Raw genomic sequence first — 17690 nt, 5'->3', positions numbered from 1 at the left:
GCCCCGACCGGGACCGGCTCACCGCATGCCGCGCAGGGCGGTCTGGAGGCGCTCCTGGGCACGGCGGCGGCGTTCATTGCTCGCACCGAGCACCAGCAGCACGATGCCGACCGGGATCAGGACCAGCCACGGGCCGAGGCTGAACAACGCGTGCACGGCCGCGATAGCGGTCACCGTCGCGCCGACGATCACCGGGGCCTGCTGCCGGCTGGTCGAGCCGAAGATCAGCACCGCGACGGCGCCGAGCAGCAGCAGCACCTGACGCAGCATGCTGGATTCGGTCGCGATCACGATCGCCAGCGTGGGCAGGAACGCGGTGACCAGCGCCGGCCCGTACGCCACCCAGCTCGACAGGTCGGGCCGGTGCCGCAGTTGCAGGACGCCGACCAGCAGGGCCAGCGCGGCGAACGGCAGCGTGTACGCCTCCGGCAGCGCCACGTCGGCCACCCGCATCAGGATCCACCAGGCGCTGATCTCGCAGGCCACCACCGCCCAGAACAGCAGGTTGCGTTCCATCGGACGGCGTCCCGGACGGCTGGCCGCCACCCCGAGGACCGCGCCCCAGGCGGCCAGCAGCGCGGCGATGTGCCGGGGCGAGTCGTACGCCAGCGCCAGCGCGATGAGCGCCGCCCCGTAGCCGCTCCACTCGACTGTGGCCGCCTCCCGGTACGCCTCGGGACGGCGCAGCCGGGGCAGCGTGGCGGCGAACACCTGCAACGCCGCGCCGACGGCGAGCACCCCGAACGCGGACCAGACGGCCGCCAGCCCGGACTTCAGGCCGATGGTGAGCACGAACAGCTGAGCCATCACCGAGCCGAACAACCAGCCCAGGATGCGCGCCCGCTGGGTGGTGCCGAACAGCGCGGCGACAGCACCCACGCCGACCGCCCCGCCGAGCGTGAACACGGTCAGGTCGCTCGTGGCGAGGCTGCCGGCCAGCCCGGCGCCACCGGCGGCCAGCCCCAGCGCGAAGACCAGCACCCGGGCCACCCGGATCGACCGGCCCGGCTCGGCGATCGCCGGTGGCGGGGTCAGCGCCAGCCCGAGCATCGAGATGGTGAACACCGCGAGCGCGGCCAGCGCGGTCACCGGCCAGCCCCGCCCCAGCGCCACCGGCGTGATCAGCAGGGTGATCGCCGCGCCGGGCAGGATCACCGGCACCGCCCGGGACCGCCGGCCGCCGCTGAACCCGGTGGCGGCCAGCGCCGCGGTCACCGTCAGCAGCAGCGCGGTGAGCACGTGCGTGGGGTTGACCGCCTCCGGCGGCGGGGTCAGCAACTCCGGTGGTGGCCCCTGCCACACCCGGCTCAGCACCGCGAACGGCGAGAACAGCGCCACCACGAGTGAGGGCGCCAGAGTGGCCAGCGCCAGTGCGGTGGGCAGCGCCGCGGCGGCGAGCGCGCCGGCCGCCGGGCTGACCCGCCAGCGCAGCTCGGGATCGTCCGGGGCACGTCGTAGCGCCCCGTTGAGCAGCACGGTCCAGCGGCGTACCGGCCGGCCCGAACCGGCGGGCGGGACGGTGGCGGCCCGTACCAGTTCGGCGAGCACACCGAGCAGCGCGGCGGCGGCGGCGAACACCCCCGCCGGCAGGCCGACAGCGAGCGCCGCGGCGGCGGTCACTGTGGCCGCGCCGACCACCGCGACGCTGGCGTACGGAAGGTATTGCGGCACCTGCCGGCGTACCGCCGCGATCGCGGCCAGCCCGATGCTGGCGGCGGCGAGCGCGGCGGTGAGCACCACCTGCGGTGGGCGGCCGTACTCGACTGCCAGCGCGGCCACCGCGCCGGGCAGCGCGAGCAGTGCGGCTCCGGCGCCCGCGCCGCCCACCTGCACCAGGTGCGGCGGCATGCCCTCGCTGCGGATGTCGTCGACGAGGGAAGGCGCGAGCGTGCGGGCCACTGCGGCCACCGTCGCGCCGATCAACGCGATGCTGCCCAGCGCCAGCGCTGTCGTCCACGGCCGTACCAGCCCGGCCCCGGCCGCGTGCAGCGCCACCACCCCGGCCACTGTGGCCCGGGACAGCGCGGCCCGGGGATCGACAGCGGCCGCGGCCGCCATGCCGTAGACGGTGGCCACCATGCAGCCGACCAGCACCGGGGACCACCAGGGCAGGTCGAACGCGGCCGGTGCGCCCACCGTGGCGAGCACGGCGGCCAGGCCGGAGACGTCGTACTTCCACGGCGGCGGCAGCAGGATCGCCGCGGTCACCCCCAGCAGCGCCAGCGCGACCGGGGCCTGCCAGGTCGACCCGCCGGTCGGCGCGGCCGGCCAGCCGGACAGGTCACCGGCCCAGATCGGGCCGGGGGTGGCCAGCACGCCGAGTCCGCCGCGCAACGCGCTCCAGGCGGCGATCAGGCCGATCAGCGTGCCACCGGCGGCGATGCCGAGAATCGGGCCGCGCCGCCACTCCTCGGGCAGCGCGCGGGCGGCCACCGCCACCAGCAGCACCAGCGCGGAGGCCACCACGAGCTGACCGCCGGGGGCGAGCACCGCGGCGATCCGGGCCAGCGTGGCGACGAGCGCCACTGTGGTGGCGGCGAGCGCCAGGTCGGACCCGTCGAGGGACATGTCCGCGCGGCGGCCGGCGTCGATGCGTGGGGCGAGCGCCAGCAGCGCGGCGGCGACCAGGAGCAGACTCCCCACCCACGCGTCGGCCGAGGTCGCGCCCGGCGCGCCGAACGCGGCGGCGGCGACCGCCACCGCGCCGAGCACCGTACCGAGCGCGTGCGGCATGCTCAGGTGCCGCTGCGCCACCTGCACCAGGGCGGCGTAGCCGAGCGTGACACAGACGGCGAGGAAGCTCGCCGCGAGGATCGGCACGGTGATCTCGCGCAGGTTCGCCGGTGTGGCGACCGGCGGCGTCGGCACCGTGGCCGCCACGAACGCGGCGACGGCACCGGGCAGGGCGAACGCCGCACCGCCCGCGGCCCAGGAGCAGACCGTCTCCGTCGCGGCGGCGGCGAGCCGGACCCGCGGGGCGAGGGACACCAGCGCCCCGGCCAGGAACAGAACAGTCAGCGCGGCGGCGGTGAGCGCCGGGCGGGCGAGCGAAGCACCCGCGCCGACCAGGCCCAGCCCGGCCGCTGTCACCGCGTGCGCCACAGCGGACCGTTCGGTACGCGCGGTCAGCCCGAGCACGCCGACCGCTACCGCTGTGAGCAGCATCGGCCAGCAGGCCGCCGCCCAGCCCAGACCGAGCGACGCGGGTACGGCGAGCGCGGTGAGCGCCGCGCCGACCACCGCGAACTCGCGCCGGATCTCGGCCGGCAGCGCGATCACGGCGGCGATCGTGAGCAACGACGCGCTGGCCGCGAGCTGCCAGCCGGTCGGGCCGACCGCCCGGGCCAGCTCGGCGTGCCATCCGGTCAGATCCGCCGACCACGCCGGCAAGGCGGCCCGGACCGGGGCCAGCCCGGCGCGCAGCGCGCCACCGGCGACCACCAGGCCGCTGACCGTGAGCGCCACCGCGGAGGCGATCTGCGGGCCACGCCGGGCCGTCTCCGGTACGGCCCGGACGGCGAGCCCGGTCAGCGCGATGACGGCGGAGATGAGCAGCAGGGACCGGCCGGGCAGAGCCACCGAGGCGACCCGGCCGAGAGCGCCGATGACCGCCAGCGTGAGGATGCCGGCGCCCACGTCCGGCAGCGGCGGCCGGCGCAGCACGAGCGTCCCGGCCAGCGCGACCAGGGCGGCGAGCAGCAGCACCGTGCCCGCGGCGGCGGCCGGCGGCACCGTGGTGGCGCGCAGCAGTCCGGTCACCGCGTACGCCAGCGCGACAGCGACCGCCACGCCGTGCAGCAGCCAGGTCAGCTCGGGCAGCCAGGGCACCGGCCGGGCGGTGGCGGTGGCGGCCGGACCCGGTGGTGTCTCACCGCCCAGCACCTCGGCGGACTCCTCCGGCGCCGACTCGGGCCGGTCGTCGTCGGCGCGCTGCCGGGGCGGGACGGGAGGTGCCGGCTCGGTGACGGGCAGGTCCCGCCGGACGGGCCGCTCGCGTACCACCGCCGAGCGCGCGAGCGCCAGGTCGAGCACTGCCACCATGGTCAGCACCAGCGCCCAGCCGACCGGCCCGGTGATCCGCTCGTACGCCAGCAGCGGCAGCACCGGCTGGGCGGCCAGCACTGTGGCGAAGCGTGGCGCGCGCAGACCCGTCCCGTACGCGTACCCGAGGGCGACGAGCGTGGTGACCAGGAAGATCGTCCCGGCGAACGCGGCACCCGACGAGCCGCCGCCGATCCGGCCCACGGCCCAGAGCGCGTACCCGGCCAGCGGCACCAGCAGCAACCCGACCGCGGCGATGGTCTCGGCGGTGGAGGTGAGCCCGCGCCGGGCCAGCACCGGCGGGGCGAGCAGCATCAGCGCCGTCGCCACCAGCAGCACGCCGAGGCGGGCCAGCGCGTCCATCGAGCTGGTGGCGACCGCGGCGAAGACCACCGCAGCGACGCCGAGCAGGAGCGCGCCCAGCCCGAGCGGGATGTTCTGCACCTCGCGCGAGGACGCCTCGGGCGGGTGCTCCGGGTCGTCCGCGTCGAGCCAGCGGGGGCGGCCGCGCGGCGGCGACGGGGGCAGGTCCTCCGGCGGGCCGGGCGGCGGCGTGCCCTGACGGGGCACCCGGGGCGGCGCGCCGGTGGCGGCGGTGGGCGGGCGGCGGCCGGGCCGGCGGCGCAGCACCCGGCGCGGCCGGGTGGCCTGCCGGATCCGTTCCTCACCGGCGTGCGCCAGGATGTCCCGCTGGAAGAGGGCGGCCTGCATCTTCGCGGCGATCTGCCGCTGCTCCCGGGCGATCTCGGCGTCGCGGGCCTTCATCTCGGCGATCGAGCGCTCGATGTCGGCCAGGTGCTCGGCCCACTGCGGCTGGTGCGCGCCGCAGTGCGGGCAGACGACGGCGGGCTTGATGTCCTGCCCGCACGAGGCGCACCTGAAGCTCTCCACGACAGTCTCCCGTCCGCCCGTGCCCCCGCACTGTGGACCTCCCAGAGGCAGCATGCCTTGAGTGGGCCGGGATTTCGACAGTTGCCGCCGCGTTCGGGACAACAAAAACGGACCGGCCGCCGGGAGACGTTCCCCGGCGGCCGGTCCGCGCGCTCAGCGGATCAGGGGCGACCCATGCCGCGGTACTCCCAGCCGGCCTGCGTCCACAGTGTGGAGTCGAGGCAGTTGCGCCCGTCGACCACCTTGCGGCCGTTCGCCAGCTCGCCCAGGGCCACCGGGTCGGCGTTGCGGAACTCGGCCCACTCGGTGAGCACGCAGACCAGGTCGGCGCCGCGGACGGCGTCGTTCATCGTCTCCTCGTACGTCAGCTCGGGCACCGCCCGGCGCGCGTTCTCGACCCCCTGCGGGTCGAACACGTGCACGTCGGCGCCGGCTTTGCCGAGCAGCGAGGCGACCGCGAGCGCCGGCGCGTCGCGTACGTCGTCGGTGTTGGGTTTGAACGTGGCGCCGAGCACCGCGACCCGCGTGCCGGACAGGTCCGGGCCGGCCGGCCCGGAGCGGCGGCCGAGCAGTTCGGCGGCGAGCTGCACCACGCGGCTGCGGCGGCGCTGGTTGATCAGGTCCACCTCGTGCAGGAAGCGCAGCGCCTCACCGGCGCCCAGCTCCTGCGCGCGGGCCTGGAAGGCGCGGATGTCCTTGGGCAGGCAGGCGCCGCCGAAGCCGAGCCCGGCCTGGAGGAAGCGGTTGCCGATGCGCGGGTCGTAGCCGATCGAGCGGGCGAGCTGGGTGACGTCGCCGCCGGCCGCCTCGCAGACCTCGGCCATCGCGTTGATGAAGGAGATCTTGGTGGCGAGGAACGCGTTCGCGGCGACCTTGACCAGCTCGGCGGTGGCGAAGTCGGTGACCACCAGCGGCACCTCGCGGTCCTCGGTGGCGGCGAGGTCGAAGACGCCTTTGTGGGCGGCGAAGAGCATGCCGTTGGCCCACTCGCTCTTGACGCCGACCACGATCCGGTTCGGACGCAGCACGTCGTCGACGGCGAAGCCCTCCTGGAGGAACTCGGGGCTCCACGCCACCTCGACGCCGAGGTCGGCCGGGGTGTGCTTGCCGACGAGCTGCTCCACCCACTCGGCGGTGCCCACCGGCACGGTGGACTTGCCGACGATCAGCGCCTTGCGGGTCAGGTGCTGGGCGAGGCTGGTCACGGACGCCTCGACGTACGACAGGTCGGCGCCCATGCCGTCGGCCCGCTGCGGGGTGCCGACGCAGATGAAGTGGACGTCGCCGAAGTCGGCGGTCTCCTGGATGTCGGTGCTGAACCGCAGCCGGCCGGCGGCCAGGTTGCGCCGCAGCAGCTCGTCGAGGCCGGGCTCGTGGATCGGCACCTCGCCCGCGTTCAGCTTGGCGATCTTGTCCGCGTCGACGTCGAAGCCGAGCACCTCGTAGCCCAGCTCCGCGTAGCAGATGGCGTAGGTCGCACCGAGGTAGCCGGTGCCGAGGAAGGTCACCCGCGGGCGGGCGGCGCCGGACGGCGGGGTCACCGCGGCGATGGCGGGCATCGGCTGGGTGTTCGGGTACGGAATCGTCACGCCTGTCTTCTCCGCTCGCACTGGCGGCGCTTCCACGCGTCGCATTCTGCTGGGGCGCCGAGGCCGGGCACCGAGGGAACTGGATGTCTGCTGTGAGGGTAATGGGGTTGGGCGGGCGAGGCTCGGGCGCGAGCCTACCCGCCGGTAAGGTTCGGCCGGGGCCGGTGGCTATTCTTCAGTTTGCGGCAGTCGTCGGCCCCCGGGCGGCACAGACTGCGCATGATAGCGGTGAAAGGGGAGGGCCGACATGGCCGCAGAGCAGTCGTTCGACGTCTACCGGTTGCCGGAGGAACACGAGGCGATCCGGGAGGCGGTCCGTGAGGTCTGTGCGGCCAAGGTGGCTCCGCACGCCGCCGAGGCGGATGAGACAGGTGAGTTCCCCAAGGCGTCCTACGAGGCCCTGCGGGCGGCCGACTTCCACGCCCCGCACATCCCGGTCGAGTACGGCGGCGCCGGTGCGGATGCGCTGGCCACGGCCATCGTGATCGAGGAGGTGGCCCGGGCCTGCGCGTCGTCCTCGCTGATCCCGGCGGTGAACAAGCTGGGCACCATGCCGCTGCTGCTGGCCGGCTCCGAGGAGCTCAAGCGCAAGTACCTCACCCCGGTCGCGGCCGGGGAGGGCATGTTCTCCTACTGCCTCTCCGAGCCGGAGGCGGGCAGCGACGCCGCCGCGATGACCACCAAGGCGGTACGTGACGGAGACCACTGGGTGCTCAACGGCGTGAAGCGGTGGATCACCAACGCTGGCGTTTCCGAGTACTACACCGTGTTCGCCGTGACCGATCCCACAGCGCGCTCGAAGGGCATCTCCGCGTTCGTGGTGGAGAAGTCCGACCCGGGCGTCAGCTTCGGCGCCCCGGAGAAGAAGCTCGGTATCAAGGGCTCGCCCACCCGTGAGGTCTACTTCGACAACGTCCGGATCCCGGCCGACCGCATGATCGGCGCCGAGGGCACCGGCTTCGCCACCGCGATGAAGACGCTGGACCACACCCGGGTCACCATCGCCGCCCAGGCCGTCGGTATCGCTCAGGGCGCGCTGGACTACGCCAAGGGCTACGTCCAGGAGCGCAAGCAGTTCGGCAAGCCGGTCGCCGACTTCCAGGGCATCCAGTTCATGCTCGCCGACATGGGCATGAAGCTGGAGGCGGCGCGGCAGCTCACGTACGCCGCCGCCGGCAGGTCCGAGCGCGGCGACGCGGACCTGACCTACTTCGGTGCGGCCGCGAAGTGCTTCGCGTCCGACGCCGCCATGGAGATCACCACCGACGCGGTCCAGCTGCTCGGCGGCTACGGCTACACCCGCGACTACCCGGTCGAGCGGATGATGCGGGACGCCAAGATCACCCAGATCTACGAGGGCACCAACCAGGTGCAGCGCATCGTGATGGCGCGCCAGCTGCTCAAGGGCTGACCGCAGGCGTTCGGGCGGGCGGGCCGGTACGTACCGGCCCGCCCGCGCTCGTTCAACGGCTCTCGGTGCCCTCCGGCCGGCCGGCGCCGCGCGGGGGCGCGGACCACGGCGACTCGCCGCCGGTGCGGCGGGGCAGGGGTTCGGTGGGGGACTCGGGGTACGCGAGCGTGAGCGGCGGCGTGTCGGGGTCCTTCGCCGGCGCCGGGGGCCAGTCGGTGAGCGCCGGCTTGTGCTCGACCGGTGTGACGGCCGGGGTCAGCTCCGCCTCGGCCGTCGCGGATGTGACGGGACGCCGCCAGCGGCTCGTGCTGAACACGGCCATCAGCAGCAGCAGGCCGATGAGGAACAGCGTGCCGTTGTCCAGCGGGTCGCGCAGCGGCAGCGGGTCACCGAGCAGCTTCAGGTCGTCCGGCACCCGGTCCCGCACGCTGAACGGCGCGACGAACAGCCCGAGGTACGGGACCGCGAGCAGCAGGCCGGCCACCAGCGGGCCGAACGGCGAGAAGCGCAACGTGCCGAGCAAGCCGAGCAGGATGCCGGCGACGCCCAGATAGACGGCCGGCTCGATCAGGTTCGGCGTGCTGTACGTCCCGATCTCCACCCAGCGGTCGACGGTCCGCTCAGATCCGTCCTGACCGAGCGTGACGAGCACCCAGGTGACGGGCGCCACCGCCAACCCGGCGAGGAAGCTCCAGAGATGTCGCATCCGCGCACCGTACCGTTTTCGGCATGACAGATCATCCCGCGGTCCCGCCGGGTAAGCCCACGTCGTACTCCCGCGTCACGCTCAGTCGCATCATGACCGCGGTCGATGTCAATCTGTACGGGACCGTGCACGGTGGGGTACTGATGAAATTCGTGGACGACGTCGCCGGCGCGGCGGCGGCGCGGCACAGCGGCGGCACCGCGGTGACTGCGTCCATCGACGAGATCGTCTTCTCCGAGCCGGTCCGGGTGGGCGATCTCGTGCACGCGCACGCGCAGATCAACTGGACCGGACAGACCTCGATGGAGGTCGGGGTGAAGGTGGTCGCCGAACGCTGGGACTCGGCCGAGGAGGAACCGGTCCGGGTCGCCACCGCGTACCTGGTGTTCGTGGGCGTCGACGTGGGTGGCACGCCCCGGCCGGTCCGCCCGGTGCTGCCCGAGACGCCGGAGGACGAGCGCCGCTTCCGGGAGGCCGAGATCCGGCGCGCGCACCGGCTCGCCCGGCGCCGCGCGATCCAGGCCCACCGCGCCGGCTGAGGTGTAAGGAAGGGCCCCTTGTTAACGCCTGCGGTAGAGGAGGGGACCCCTGTTAACACCCCCCCCGGGCCTACCCGCGCCGCCTCCACCGGCGGCGGACACCCGCGGAGGGCGAGGTGTTAACAAGGGGCCCTTCCTCTGCACGAGGCGTTAATAGGGGGCCCTTCCTTACACGCGGGCCACATGGGGTGGGGGTTCGGGGTGTGGGCGGGGCACGCCCCGTACGGCGTACCCGGCGCGGACAATGGCGGCACGAGGTAGGGCAAGATGGCGCCACGGCCCCGGCACACCGTCGTGGCGGGCCCAGGGGAGGGTGGAACAGTGGCTGACGTGCTGTGGACGCCGCCGGCGGACGTGCGGGAGCGGTCCCGGATCGGTGACTACCTGCGCTGGCTGGCCGAGCACCGCGGGCTGGAGTTCGCCGACTACGACGCGCTGTGGCAGTGGTCGGTGACCGACCTTGAGGCGTTCTGGCGCTCGATCTGGGACTACTTCGACGTGGTCGCGCACACCCCGCCGACCGCCACCCTCACCGGCCGGGCCATGCCGGGCACCCGCTGGTTCCCCGGCGCGACGCTCAACTACGCCGAGAACGTGCTGCGCATGCCGGGGCTGGGCGACGACGACCCGGCGGTTATCGCGCACGGTCAGACCCGCGCGCCGGAGACGCTCACCGCGGCCGAGCTGCGCGAGCGGGTCCGCCGGGTGGCCGCCGGGCTGCGCCGCCTCGGTGTCGGTCCGGGCGACCGGGTGGCCGCGTACGCGCCGAACATCCCGGAGACGTACGTCCTGCTGCTCGCCACCGCCAGCCTGGGCGCGATCTTCTCCTCCTGCGCGCCCGAGTTCGGCACCCGCAGCGTCACCGACCGCTGGCAGCAGATCGAGCCCACCGTGCTGGTCGCCGTGGACGGCTACCGGTACGGCGACAAGCCGGTCGACAGGCGCGCCGAGGTGGCCGCGATCCGGGCCGCGCTGCCGTCGCTGCGGCACACGGTCGCCATCGCGTACCTCGATCCGGACGGCCCGGCCCCCGACGGCGCGCTGCCCTGGGCGGAGCTGGCGGCGGCGACGGACGAGCCGTTGACGTTCACCCCTGTCGCCTTCGACCACCCGCTCTACGTGCTGTACTCCTCTGGCACCACCGGCCTGCCCAAGCCGATCGTGCACGGCCACGGCGGCATCCTGCTCGAACACCTCAAGATGCTGGCGCTGCACCACGACCTGGGCCCGTCCGACCGGTTCCTGTGGTTCACCACGACCGGCTGGATGATGTGGAACTTCCTGGTCTCCGGCCCGGCGGTGGGCGCGGCGATCGTGCTGTTCGACGGCAACCCGGGCCACCCCGACCTGGGCGCGCTGTGGCGGCTGGCCGCCGACACCGGCACCACGTACTTCGGCACGTCCGCGCCGTTCCTGCTGGCCTGCCGCAAGGCCGGGTTGGTGCCGCGCGAGGTCGCCGACATGTCCGCGGTGCGCGGCCTCGGCTCGACCGGCGCGCCGCTGCCGGCCGAGGGCTTCACCTGGGTGTACGAGAACGTGAGCGACCGCCTCCAGCTCCAGTCGCTGTCCGGCGGCACGGACGTGTGCACCGGGTTCGTCGGCGGCGTGCCGCTGCTGCCGGTGTACGCCGGGGAGATCGCCTGCCGGGCGCTCGGCGCGAAGGTGGAGGCCCGCTCCGCCGACGGCAGCGCTGTGATCGGGCAGCTCGGCGAGCTGGTGATCACCGAGCCGATGCCGAGCATGCCGGTCGGGTTCTGGAACGACCCGGACGGCGCCCGCTACCGGGAGGCGTACTTCGAGGTCTATCCCGGGGTGTGGCGGCACGGCGACTGGATCACCGTGAACGAGCGCGGCGGGTGCGTGATCACCGGCCGGTCCGACGCCACGCTCAACCGGGGCGGCGTACGCCTCGGCACCGCCGAGTTCTACTCGGTGGTCGAGGGGCTGGACGAGGTGGTCGACTCGGTCGTCGTGCACCTGGAGGACGACGAGGGCGGCGCGGGCGAGCTGCTGCTGTTCGTGGTGCTCGCCGAGGGCCTGGAACTCGACGACGAGATGCGGCGCAAGATCTGCCGGGAGCTGCGTACCGCGCTGTCGCCGCGGCACGTGCCGGACGAGATCCACCAGGTCCGGGCCGTGCCCCGCACGCTGAGCGCGAAGAAGCTGGAGGTGCCGGTCAAGAAGATCCTGACGGGCACCCCGGTCGACAGCGCGGCGGCCAAGGGCGCCTTGGCCAACCCCGAGTCCCTGACGGCGTTCGCCGCCCTGGCCCAGCGCCGGGCCACCGCCGACAGCCCCGTCCCCCCTCGCTGATCTCGCACTCTCCGCCCCGCCGCCCCGCCCGTTGATCTTGCACTTTCCGCCCCGGCGAAGGGGGCGAATCACCCGTCCCGAGGGCCGAAACTGCAAGATCAACGGGGAGGGGAAGGGACGGAGGTCAGGCCAGGGTGTGGGTGGTCTTCTCGGTTTCGGCGCGGGAAGGCAGGCGGGCCGGGTCGGGGTGGGCGCACGCGACCACGCTGGCGCCTGCGGTCAGCGGCGTGAGCAGCCAGTCGACCGGGTCGGGGTGGGTGGTCACGTCGACCAGGAGACGATCGCCCTGAGTCAGGCCCAGCTCGGTGGCGCGAGCCTGTGCGCGGGCCAGCAGCGCCGCGTCCACCTCGCCGCCGGCCGGGTACGGCGTGAAGTGGTCGCCGTGTCCGCGTACCGCGGAGACGAAGTCGGTGCAGCCGGCCGGCACCTGCCGCATCGGCAGCGCGAACGGGTCGAGCGCCAGCGCGTACCGCTCGCCGGCCGGCCACCCGGCCACCTCGTCCACCCGGCCGACGGCCACGAACAGTGCCTCCACCGGGCCCGGCGTGCCGGTCACTGTGAGCTTCGCCGACCAGCAGCCGAGCAGCACCGCGGCGGTCTGCCAGTGCGGCGGCAGCAGCACCCCGGCCGCGTCGCCGGGCGCGGCGCCGACCTCGTCGGTGAGCAGGTTCGCGGTCTTCGCCACCCAGTTCGCGAGCGTCGCCCCGGAGAGTTCGGTGCGTTCGCCGGTGGCGTCGTCGTACCAGGTCAGCAGCGGTCGGGTGGGGTCGGTCGCGATCGCGTCGGCGAACACCCGGGCAATGTTGTCGGCCATCGGCGCGAACGATACGCGCCCCGCGTGCGTACTCGATGACAGCGACAAGTCGGCGTACCGTCGGGTCGCGGTCAGCGCCTCGCGCCCGGCCCGGCGTAGGCTTGCCGAGAGTGTTATTCCCCACAACTGCGCCACCTGAGGAGTCGCCCCGTGACCGCCGGTCGCCCGCCCCGCGTTCTCATCGACGCCACGAGTGTCCCCGCCGACCGTGGCGGCGTCGGTAGATACGTCGACGGACTGCTCGGCGCGCTGGGCCGGGTCTGCGGCACCGGCGTCGACCTGGCCGTGGTCAGCCTCCGCACCGACCTGGAGCGCTACACCCGGATGCTGCCCGGCGCGGAGGTGATCCCCGCCCCGGCGGCGGTGGCGCACCGGCCGGCCCGGCTGGCCTGGGAGCAGACCGGCCTGCCGCTGCTGGCCCAGCAGGTCGGCGCCGAGGTGCTGCACTCGCCGTTCTACACCTGCCCGCTGCGGGCCGGCTGCCCGGTGACTGTCACCGTGCACGACGCGACGTTCTTCACCGAGCCGGAGCACTACGACAAGTCGCGCCGGACGTTCTTCCGCAGCGCGATCAAGACCTCGCTGCGCCGGGCGAACCGGGTGATCGTGCCGAGCAAGGCCACCCGCGACGAGCTGATCCGGCTGCTGGACGCCGACCCGACCCGGATCGACGTCGCCTACCACGGTGTCGACCAGGACGCGTTCCACGCGCCGGGTGACGAGGAGAAGGCACGCGTCCGGGCCCGCCTGGGGCTCGGCGACAGCAGCTACATCGCGTTCCTCGGGGCCAAGGAGCCGCGCAAGAACGTACCCAACCTGATCCGCGGCTGGGCCCGGGCGGTGGCCGACCGGCCGAACCCGCCCGCGCTGGTGGTGGCCGGCGGCCAGGGCCACGACGACGACATCGACCGCGCGGTGGCCGAGGTCCCGTCGCACCTGCGGCTGCTGCGCCCGGGTTACCTGCGCTACGCCGACCTGCCCGGCTTCCTCGGCGGTGCGCTGGTGGCGGCGTACCCCTCGTACGGCGAGGGCTTCGGCCTGCCGATCCTGGAGGCGATGGCGTGCGCCGCCCCGGTGCTCACCACGCCGCGCCTGTCCCTGCCCGAGGTGGGCGGCGACGCGGTGGCCTACACCAGCGAGGACCCGGACCAGATCGCCACCGACCTCGGTGCCCTGCTGGACGACGAGCAGCGGCGGCTGTCGCTGGCCAAGGCCGGTTTCGACAGGGCCAAGGAGTTCACCTGGGAGTCCAGCGCGGAGGTCCACATCGCGGCGTGGCGACGGGCCCGGTCCTGAGCGTCGGCTGCCGGTCCCGGGCGACCGACCGTGACGGCTCGCCCGCTTCGGGCATGATGTGCTGATGTTCTACGCCGTCATCCCGGCGGGCGGCAGCGGCACGAGGTTGTGGCCGTTGTCCCGTGCCGGCCATCCCAAATTCCTCCACCCGCTGACCGGCACCCCCGCCTCGCTGTTGCAGGCCACTGTCGACCGGTTGTCGCCGTTGACCACTCCGGAGCGCACGCTCGTGGTCACCGGGGCCGCGCACGCCGCGGCGGTGGCTCGGCAACTGGCTGGCCTGCCGGAGGAGAACATCCTGGTCGAGCCGTCACCGCGCGACTCCTGCGCGGCGATCGCGCTGGCCGCCGCGGTGATCGCCGCCCGGACCCCGGACGCGGTGATGGGCTCGTTCGCCGCCGACCACCTGATCGGCGACCCGGCCCGGCTGGCCGAGGTCGTGCGGCAGGCGATCCGGGGCGCGGAGCAGGGGCTGCTGATGACTGTGGGCATCACCCCGACGCGCCCGGAGACCGGCTACGGCTACCTGGAGACCGGCGAGCCGGCGGGGGACGGCCCGCTGCGCCCGGTACGCGAGTTCAAGGAGAAGCCGGCCGCCGAGGTGGCCGAGGTGTACGTCCGCTCCGGCCGGCACCTCTGGAACGCCAGCATGTTCGTCTGGCGGGTGGACGTCTTCCTGTCCGAGCTGGCTCGCCAGCAGCCGGAGCTGCACGCCGGGATCACCGCCATCGCGGCGGCCTGGGGCACCCCGGAGCAGGACGACGTGCTCGGCCGGATCTGGCCGACGCTGCCCCGGATCTCCGTCGACTACGCGGTGATGGAGGGCGCGGCGACGGCGGGCCGGGTGGGTACGGTGCCCGGCGACTTCGGCTGGAACGACGTGGGCGACTTCCACACGCTCGGCGAGGTGCTGCCCGCCGACGGCGCCGGCAACGTGGTGCTGGGCGGTGACGCGAAGCCGGGCGTGCTGCTGCACGACACCACCGGCACCGTGGTGGTGCCGCACTCCGGGCGGCTCGTGGCCACCGTCGGGGTGCACGACCTGATCGTCGTGGACACCCCGGACGCGCTGCTGGTCTGCCCGCGCGACCGCGCGCAGGACGTGAAGAAGATCGTGGACGAGCTGAAGGAACGCGGCGAGGAGGGCCTCGTCTGATCCGCCGGGCCGCCGGGACGCGTCTGGCGGCGCGGTAAAGCCGCTCAGCCGCCGGCGCGGCGGGCCAGCACCGCGAGCGCCGGCGGCACGAGCTGAGCCGTGGCGTGGGCGAGCGGCTCGGGCAGCCGGTCCGGCGGGAACCAGCCGAGCGCCTCGGACTCCGCGCTGACCCGCTCGACCGCGCCCGCCGGGGCCAGGGCGGCGTACCGGACGTCGTAGTGGAACGACCCGCCCTGGCAGGCGACCTGGTGGATGTCCACGTCGATCGGCTCCGGCTCGACGGTCAGGCCGGTGATGCCGGACTCCTCGGTGGCCTCGCGCAGCGCGGCGGCCACGAGCGTCCGGTCGCCGGGCTCGCAGTGCCCGCCGAGCTGCATCCACCTGCGGATCTTGCCGTGTAGGCAGAGCAGCACCCGGCCGTCCGGGTCGAGCACCAGCGCGCTCGCCGTGACGTGCCCGGCCCGGTGCGTCCGGCTCATCGCCACCGGCCCGTCGGCCAGCAGCGCCAGGGTGCGGTCCCGGGCGGCGTCGGCGGCGGGGCTGGTCGCCATCCAGCGGCTCAGCGTCGCGACGGCGTCGGCGTGCAACTCGGTGTACGGGATGAGATCGGGCACCCGGACACTCTACGAGCGCGCCCTCCGTACCCTGGCGCGGTGACCCTGCGACTCGTCGAGTTCCTGGTGGCCGGCAACGAGGCGAGTGACCTCCTGCCGGTGCGGTCGGCCGCGCTGCTGCGGGCGCACGGCGCGCGCCGCGGCTTCTGGACGGTGCTGGACGAGGGGCCGGTCGAGCAGTGCCTGGCGCTGCTGCTGGAACGCGACGACGGCCACTGGGTGGCGCACCACGTACCTGCCGATGCCGGCCGCGAGAACGGCCGCACCGAGGACGGCGAGGCGCTCGCCCACCACGACGGCTGGGTGTACGTCTTCGGCTCGCACTTCGGGTCCAAGGGCGGCCCGCTGCGGCCCCGCCGTGCGTTCGTGGCCCGGTTCCGGGAGGACGAGGCCGTGGCCGGGCCGCTGCCGGTGCACGTGGTGCGCAACCGCTTCCGGCTGCACCGGGCGGTGAACGACGCGCTCGCAGCCGCCCCGCTGACGCTGCTGCCGCCCGGTGACCGGGTCCGGGAGCGGTTCATCGTGGAGACACTGGCCCGGGGCACCGCCCGGGCCAAGAGCTGGGTGACCCGGCTCGCCGCGGACGACCTGCCGGTCAACGTCGAGGCGGCGGCGTTCACCCCGGCCGGTACGGCGCTGCTGGGGCTGCGTTTCCCGGTGACCGCCGCGGGGGAGCCGGTCTACGTCGAGCTGGCCGGCGTACCGGAGATGTTCGACGACCCGGAGCGGCCGGGTGACCTGCGGGCGCTCGGGGCGTACGCGCTGACCGGTGTGACGCCGCCCGGGGCGCTCGCCGGTTTCCGCGCGATCACGCCGACCGGCGACGGCGGCTACGCGGCGGTGACCGGGTCGATCGACGCGCTGGGCAAGGGTTCGGTGCTGTTGGACGACCATCCGCACGGCGGTGAGGTGACCTCCCGGCACGTGCGGTTCCGGCACGACGCGGGCGGGGGCGCCCTGGTGGCCGGGGAGGTGGTGGCGGAGCTGGCGCCGTTCCATCACGTGGAAGGGCTGGCCGAGCTGGCGGGACGCTGCTACTACGTCACGGACGAGGACCACCGGGTGGCGCTCTGGATCGGATGAGCGAGGGCCGGGCGGCACCCCTGCGACTGATGTCGCAGACCCTCGTGGTGCCACCCGGCCACGCCCGTCAGCCGGCGTCCGGGTCGACATTGCGCCCCGGCGTCGGCGGGCAACAGAGAGTTTGCCGAACCGGCCCGCCCAGCGTCGAGGTTTTTCACCTGACGCTTAAAGATGGAGATTAGTACCGGCGGGTACAGTGCGAGGTGTGGCGGGCACCCCCGCCGTCCGCACGGGAGCAGCAACCCATGTTGAAGATCATTTTCTCGGGCGAGGACGTTCTGCGGACCCGGGTCGCCCCGGCCGCGGACCCGCTCTGGGAGCTGGTCCTCAGCCTGCACCTGCTCCAGGGGCGCAGCCGGGATCCGATGATGACCACGTGGCGGCGCACAGTGGCGCACGGCCTGCGGACCGACACCGACGCCGAGCAGTACCGCCTGCTGCTCGCGCTCAACCCGCCGCGTGGCTACTTCCCCGACTTCCTCACCCCGTTCGCCAGCCGCGAGGGCTTCCAGGCCGGGCTGGACGCGATCCGGGGCACCTCTGTGGACATGCTGCGCCGCGACCTGACGCTGCTCGCCGGGGAGACCACGCTGCCGTCGTCGGCCACCTCGCTCGCCCGTGGCGAGCCGGATACGCTGCACCACCTCACCGACGCCATGGCGCGGTACCAGTCGCTGGCGGTCACGCCCTACTGGTCCCGCGTGCAGGCGGCGGTCGAGGCGGACCGGGCCCGGCGTGCGCGCGCCATGCTCGACGGCGGCGCCGAAGGGCTGCTGGCCAGCCTGCGGCCGAACATGCGCTGGGTGTCGGGTGTGCTGGAGGTGCTCGACTACCCGGACACCCGGGAGCTGCACCTGGACGGCCGGGGGCTGCTGCTCGTCCCGTCGTTCTTCTGCTCGCGTACCCCGGTGGCGCTGGTCGACCCGACGCTGCCCCCGGTGCTGGTCTACCCGGTCGACCGGCTCGCCGGCCTGACGCCCGCGTCCGGCGCCGCCGCGTCGCCGCAGGGCGAGGCGCTCGCCGCCCTGCTCGGCCGTACCCGCTCCCGGGTGCTCCAGGCCGCCGACGAGGGCTGCACCACCGGCGAGATGGCACGCCGGCTGCGCATCTCCGCCGCCGCGGCCAGCCAGCACACCACTGTGCTGCGCAACGCGGGACTGCTGGTCAGCCGGCGGGACCGCAACACCGTCCTGCACACGCTCACACCGCTGGGCCGGGCCGTCCTCGACGCCTGAGC

General features: G+C 74.2%; 12 protein-coding genes. 7 read left to right on the top strand and 5 right to left on the bottom strand.

Annotation, left to right across the window (positions count from 1 at the left end; translation table 11 throughout):
* Positions 1 to 18 precede the first annotated feature (18 nt).
* Together BFV98_RS14675 and BFV98_RS14670 are read right to left on the bottom strand one after the other, a co-directional pair.
* Complete coding sequence (locus BFV98_RS14675) at positions 19 to 4932, bottom strand: SCO7613 C-terminal domain-containing membrane protein (protein WP_071096714.1); 4914 nt, start codon at positions 4930 to 4932, stop codon at positions 19 to 21.
* 161 nt (positions 4933 to 5093) lie between these two features.
* On the bottom strand, positions 5094 to 6521 hold the full coding sequence (locus BFV98_RS14670) for a UDP-glucose/GDP-mannose dehydrogenase family protein (RefSeq protein WP_013284143.1): 1428 nt from the start codon (positions 6519 to 6521) through the stop codon (positions 5094 to 5096).
* A gap of 247 nt (positions 6522 to 6768) precedes the next feature.
* Here BFV98_RS14670 and BFV98_RS14665 point away from each other — a divergent pair, with 247 nt between their 5' ends.
* The gene (locus BFV98_RS14665) at positions 6769 to 7932 is read left to right on the top strand and encodes an acyl-CoA dehydrogenase family protein (protein ID WP_013284144.1); all 1164 of its coding nucleotides are present in this window, start codon (positions 6769 to 6771) and stop codon (positions 7930 to 7932) included.
* A 52-nt stretch (positions 7933 to 7984) separates the two neighbouring features.
* Here BFV98_RS14665 and BFV98_RS14660 read toward each other — a convergent pair whose 3' ends face one another.
* A complete protein-coding gene (locus tag BFV98_RS14660; RefSeq protein WP_013284145.1) occupies positions 7985 to 8638 on the bottom strand; it encodes a hypothetical protein in 654 nt (217 codons plus the stop codon).
* A 23-nt stretch (positions 8639 to 8661) separates the two neighbouring features.
* On the opposite strand from BFV98_RS14660, the gene BFV98_RS14655 reads away from it, so the two are divergent.
* Together BFV98_RS14655 and BFV98_RS14650 are read left to right on the top strand one after the other, a co-directional pair.
* Positions 8662 to 9177 (top strand): acyl-CoA thioesterase, encoded by a 516-nt coding sequence (locus BFV98_RS14655; protein ID WP_013284146.1) that lies wholly within the window; start codon positions 8662 to 8664, stop codon positions 9175 to 9177.
* 321 nt (positions 9178 to 9498) lie between these two features.
* Positions 9499 to 11490, top strand: coding sequence for an acetoacetate--CoA ligase (locus BFV98_RS14650; RefSeq protein ID WP_071096712.1), 1992 nt, complete (start codon positions 9499 to 9501; stop codon positions 11488 to 11490).
* 124 nt (positions 11491 to 11614) lie between these two features.
* On the opposite strand, the gene BFV98_RS14645 is transcribed toward BFV98_RS14650, so the two are convergent.
* The gene (locus BFV98_RS14645) at positions 11615 to 12304 is read right to left on the bottom strand and encodes a TIGR03089 family protein (protein WP_071096710.1); all 690 of its coding nucleotides are present in this window, start codon (positions 12302 to 12304) and stop codon (positions 11615 to 11617) included.
* A 150-nt stretch (positions 12305 to 12454) separates the two neighbouring features.
* Between BFV98_RS14645 and BFV98_RS14640 the strand changes: the two genes are divergently transcribed.
* Together BFV98_RS14640 and BFV98_RS14635 are read left to right on the top strand one after the other, a co-directional pair.
* Positions 12455 to 13600, top strand: coding sequence for a glycosyltransferase family 1 protein (locus BFV98_RS14640; RefSeq protein WP_013284149.1), 1146 nt, complete (start codon positions 12455 to 12457; stop codon positions 13598 to 13600).
* A 64-nt stretch (positions 13601 to 13664) separates the two neighbouring features.
* Positions 13665 to 14756 carry a mannose-1-phosphate guanylyltransferase gene (locus BFV98_RS14635; protein WP_013284150.1) on the top strand — a complete coding sequence of 364 codons (1092 nt, stop codon included), beginning with the start codon at positions 13665 to 13667 and terminating at the stop codon, positions 14754 to 14756.
* A gap of 44 nt (positions 14757 to 14800) precedes the next feature.
* Here BFV98_RS14635 and BFV98_RS14630 read toward each other — a convergent pair whose 3' ends face one another.
* Positions 14801 to 15307, bottom strand: a complete 507-nt coding sequence (locus tag BFV98_RS14630) for an NUDIX hydrolase (RefSeq protein ID WP_255368346.1) — start codon at positions 15305 to 15307, stop codon at positions 14801 to 14803.
* A 102-nt stretch (positions 15308 to 15409) separates the two neighbouring features.
* Between BFV98_RS14630 and BFV98_RS14625 the strand changes: the two genes are divergently transcribed.
* Both BFV98_RS14625 and BFV98_RS14620 read left to right on the top strand, forming a co-directional pair.
* A complete protein-coding gene (locus BFV98_RS14625; protein ID WP_071096706.1) occupies positions 15410 to 16453 on the top strand; it encodes a hypothetical protein in 1044 nt (347 codons plus the stop codon).
* Positions 16454 to 16698: 245 nt separating this feature from the next.
* Positions 16699 to 17688: a helix-turn-helix transcriptional regulator gene (locus tag BFV98_RS14620; RefSeq protein ID WP_013284153.1), complete on the top strand. Its 990-nt coding sequence runs from the start codon at positions 16699 to 16701 to the stop codon at positions 17686 to 17688.
* Positions 17689 to 17690: the final 2 nt, after the last annotated feature.

Origin of the sequence: Micromonospora sp. WMMB235 (assembly GCF_001855515.1) — a bacterium.
GTDB classification, from domain to species: domain Bacteria; phylum Actinomycetota; class Actinomycetes; order Mycobacteriales; family Micromonosporaceae; genus Micromonospora; species Micromonospora aurantiaca.
This window is presented reverse-complemented; position numbering and strand designations above follow the sequence as displayed.

Excerpts from the sequence above, each read along its gene's own strand:
- BFV98_RS14620 (WP_013284153.1), top strand. The coding sequence starts at position 16,699 with ATGTTGAAGATCATTTTCTCGGGCGAGGACGTTCTGCGGACCCGGGTC.
- BFV98_RS14655 (WP_013284146.1), top strand. The coding sequence starts at position 8,662 with ATGACAGATCATCCCGCGGTCCCGCCGGGTAAGCCCACGTCGTACTCC.
- BFV98_RS14665 (WP_013284144.1), top strand. The coding sequence starts at position 6,769 with ATGGCCGCAGAGCAGTCGTTCGACGTCTACCGGTTGCCGGAGGAACAC.
- BFV98_RS14630 (WP_255368346.1), bottom strand. The coding sequence starts at position 15,307 with ATGGCGACCAGCCCCGCCGCCGACGCCGCCCGGGACCGCACCCTGGCG.
- BFV98_RS14635 (WP_013284150.1), top strand. The coding sequence starts at position 13,665 with ATGTTCTACGCCGTCATCCCGGCGGGCGGCAGCGGCACGAGGTTGTGG.
- BFV98_RS14645 (WP_071096710.1), bottom strand. The coding sequence starts at position 12,304 with ATGGCCGACAACATTGCCCGGGTGTTCGCCGACGCGATCGCGACCGAC.
- BFV98_RS14660 (WP_013284145.1), bottom strand. The coding sequence starts at position 8,638 with ATGCGACATCTCTGGAGCTTCCTCGCCGGGTTGGCGGTGGCGCCCGTC.